This window comes from Arsukibacterium sp. (assembly GCF_036735525.1).
Taxonomy (GTDB): domain Bacteria; phylum Pseudomonadota; class Gammaproteobacteria; order Enterobacterales; family Alteromonadaceae; genus Alishewanella.
Genome location: NZ_DAINOE010000029.1, coordinates 1 through 3,501 on the forward strand (window position 1 = coordinate 1; position 3,501 = coordinate 3,501).

The 3,501-nt window shown below is 44.7% G+C and carries 5 protein-coding genes; all 5 read left to right on the top strand.

Annotated elements, in window-relative coordinates:
- The coding region (locus V7D78_RS07615; protein WP_333607847.1) for an energy transducer TonB at nucleotides 1-560 on the top strand (560 nt) is incomplete at its 5' end.
- Nucleotides 561-609: 49 nt separating this feature from the next.
- The gene (locus tag V7D78_RS07620; RefSeq protein ID WP_333607848.1) at nucleotides 610-1,194 is read left to right on the top strand and encodes a sigma-70 family RNA polymerase sigma factor; all 585 of its coding nucleotides are present in this window, start codon (nucleotides 610-612) and stop codon (nucleotides 1,192-1,194) included.
- A complete protein-coding gene (locus tag V7D78_RS07625) occupies nucleotides 1,187-1,867 on the top strand; it encodes a hypothetical protein (protein ID WP_333607849.1) in 681 nt (226 codons plus the stop codon). The genes V7D78_RS07620 and V7D78_RS07625 overlap by 8 nt, the downstream gene beginning before the upstream one ends.
- A 43-nt stretch (nucleotides 1,868-1,910) precedes the next feature.
- On the top strand, nucleotides 1,911-2,429 hold the full coding sequence (locus V7D78_RS07630; RefSeq protein WP_333607850.1) for an isochorismatase family protein: 519 nt from the start codon (nucleotides 1,911-1,913) through the stop codon (nucleotides 2,427-2,429).
- A gap of 128 nt (nucleotides 2,430-2,557) precedes the next feature.
- Nucleotides 2,558-3,501: transposase (locus tag V7D78_RS07635; RefSeq protein WP_333607851.1), on the top strand; the 944-nt coding region annotated here is incomplete at its 3' end.

Here is a 3,501-nt window from a genome sequence, read left to right on the forward strand (position 1 = left end):
TGGTTACCTTTAGTTTATTTGTAATGATGTACATGCTAATTAAGCCGCAGCTAACCGAGCGGCCACCTGTGGTTGAACGGGCAGTGGTGGAGCTGTATAAAAATTCGGAAGACTCAGCCACTGTAGTAAAAACTATGCCTGAGCCGCCACCACCAATAGTGCAACCTGACCCATTACCACGTACCACGGTTGAAATTACCAACATAACTACACCGGGGACAGTCTTTAATGTGCCGTCGCCACAGATTACTACGACTCAGGGATCCTTTAACGCAGGTGTGGATAAGTCCGCTACGCCGGTTGTCAGGGTAGAGCCGCGTTTCCCGATGGATGCGCTTAGAAATGGCATTAGCGGTTGGGTAAAACTGAGTTTCACTATTGATGAAACTGGCGGTGTAACAGATGTTGAGGTGGTACAGGCTGAGCCCAGAGGCGTTTTTGACCGTGAAGCAGTCAGAGCCCTGAGACGCTGGAAATATCAGCCACAAGTACTTGATGGAAAAGCAATTCGCCAATCAAATTTGCAAGTAGTTCTCGATTTTACTCTAGATGCTGGCTAAGCTCAGGACAGGCACAACAAGAACAGGCACTATAAGAAGGATGTAGCTTATGACATGGTCTGTAATACTTCCAGGTTGGTTTAACCGAAGCAGCTGTGCCGATCAACTGATGCAACAATTTCAGCAAAGTGGTGAACTGCAGTGGTTGGAAAAGCTGATTCTGCGTTGTGGCGATGATCTGTATCATTTTTTATTACGGCAAGCTGATGCACAGCTTGCTGCTGATATCAGCCAGCAATGTTGGTTAAAGGTTCTGGAAAACCGGCATAGCTATCGGGCAGAAAGCCGCTTTAAAACCTGGTTATTTACTTTGGCAAGAAATGCGCTGGTAGACGAACTACGTAAACAGCAGCGCTGGCATTTAACCGAATGGCAGGACGATAAAGCAATTAATGATACGACCAATGGACAGTCTATTTTTGAGCAACTAACCGGCTTGCAGCAAAAGCAACGCCTTGCAGTCGCTTTACAGGCGTTACCGCCCTTACAACGTGAGGCCATCTTGCTGCAACTGGAAGATTTTAGCCTGGAAGATATTGCACATATAACGGGTGAGTTGCCAGAAACCATTAAAAGTCGCTTACGTTATGCACGTGAACGCTTAGCTCAGCTGCTGGGAGAAGAACATGTCTAAGCACAGACTGGATGATGAATTACGTGATGCCTATAAATCACTGAAATTGGAACAGCCGTTACCTGTTGACGTTAAACAGCGTATTTTGCAACAGGCAAAGCAATCAGTTAAACGTAAGAGTTGGCATTCCTGGTGGTATTTTTCACAGTTAGCCCTGGGATGTGCGGCTTTAGTCTTAGTGTTGAGCTGGGTAAACCCTGCTAAGCTTCCCGCCTATTATCGAATTGATACTCTTAGCAGAACAGCGCCTGGTAGTGGTGTTGATGCGAAGGATGTTAATGTTAAGGTGCAATGGCATCATTTAACGGCGTCATCAAGCAATACCGCATCTGTTGAAAATGCGGCTAATGCTATTGTTCAACAAAGGTTAAAAACGCTGAAAGAGCAGCAGCGAAAATTGCAGCAAGCTGGGCAGCTAAGAAGCGTATTGCACCGCCAGGTTGGTTTACTTACCCAGCATGACGATATCTGGCAAATTGCTCTGTGTGATAATTTGCAGCTAAATGTTGCCATTGATCTGGTTCAGGAGCTGGCTGCTCATATAAAAATTGAGCCTGTGTTAAAACCGCAATGGGTAGAAATGCAATTTACCCCCTCGGGCCACATCATAGCGATTGCGGCGTTGCCTTCAAGTACAACTGAAAACCAGTGTGGCGTTCCACAACAAAGTTAATTTTCCAGGAGGGTAAATGTTACTTCAGGCCAAAGACAGTGTAGTGTTATTGATTGATATTCAACAACGTTTAGCCCCCGCCATTGCCGATAGTCAAGCTGTTACTGATGCGGCTGCCTGGGTGTTGCAGCTTGCGCCTCAGTTCGATATTCCCGTGCTGGTAACAGAGCATTATTCAAAAGGGCTAGGGCATACGTTACCAAGCCTTGCTGAGTTAGTAACGCAAGAGCAAATTTTTGAAAAAATACACTTTAGTGCCTTTCAAGCGTCTGCAGTAGAACAAAAATTAGCAAGCTTACAACGTCGACAAATAGTCGTTATCGGCACTGAAACCCATGTGTGTGTATTACAGACTGTCCTTGACCTTATTTCCGGTAATTACCAGGTGTTTGTGGTTGAAGAGGCAGTAGGTTCCCGTGATCTGAAGAATAAAGCACTGGCACTTAGTCGGATGCAACAAGCTGGTGCGCAAATCATTAGCAAGGAAATGTTAGTTTTTGAATGGTTGCACAAGGCCGGGACAGATTTTTTCAGGCATATTAGCCAGGGTTGGATTAAATAATGTTAACGAATGCGGTGCTGTAAGTGCTTAAAGGTTAAATTAAAATGAACTTTTTAGTGTTTTTTATTTGACATTTATTTCTGCTTGGCTAGGCTTTCGCTTAAAAGGAATGCGATTAGGAGATCATTATGACCCGGGCCAGGAAAGAGCTTATTAATTTAGATCAAACCAGCTGTTATCACCTTATAAATCGTTGTGTCAGAAAGAGTTTTCTCACAGGCTTTGATGCCGCATCGGGCAAGGATTACTCGTATCGTCGGGAGTGGATCCTGCAGCGCATTAAGTATTTAACCGAAGCTTTTGCGATTGATGTTGCAGCCTATGCCATTATGAGTAATCACTATCACCTGGTGGTGAAAGTTGATCTTCATAAAGCTAACAATTGGTCCATTGCAGAAGTCGTTGAGCGCTGGAAACGGGTATGTAAAACACCTGGCTGGGTAGCGGGCTGTAAAAAAGAAGACTTACCCGATCAACAATTAAAGCAATACATTGATACGGTTAAATGCTGGCGGCAACGATTGTCTGATATCAGCTGGTTTATGAAGACGCTGAATGAGTACATCAGCCGCAGGGCAAATGATGAAGATAAGTGTCGTGGCCATTTTTGGGAGTCACGTTATAAATCTCAGGCATTGTTAGATAGTACGGCTATCTTAAGCTGCATGATGTATGTTGATTTAAACCCTATTCGCGCAGGATTAGCTGGCAGTTTAGAGCAAAGTGACTTTACGTCAATTAAGCAACGATTACTGTGCAGATCCATGAGTCGTACGGGAAATATATTGTTTAGCTCCGCTCCTGTATTACTAAGCTTTCAACAGCTTATGGGGCATTTGCAATTTAAGGAGCATGAGTATATTGAGCTGTTGCGCACTGCCGCAGCGGCGCAGGGTTGCACATCTGAAGAAAGCTGGAGTCAGTGCAGTTGGTCTTATTATGGCTTTGCGGCCAGACCGCACTGGATGCATATGATCAACGATTTTAGCCGTTACTTTGGTGCTTTTGCCGGCAAACATGCCCGATGTTATCCTAAACGGTGTATTAATCAGGCTGAGCCTTTGCAGATAAT

Bases quoted from the DNA above. Each gene is read 5' to 3' on its own strand.
- V7D78_RS07620 (WP_333607848.1), top strand. From the start codon at position 610: ATGACATGGTCTGTAATACTTCCAGGTTGGTTTAACCGAAGCAGCTGT.
- V7D78_RS07625 (WP_333607849.1), top strand. From the start codon at position 1,187: ATGTCTAAGCACAGACTGGATGATGAATTACGTGATGCCTATAAATCA.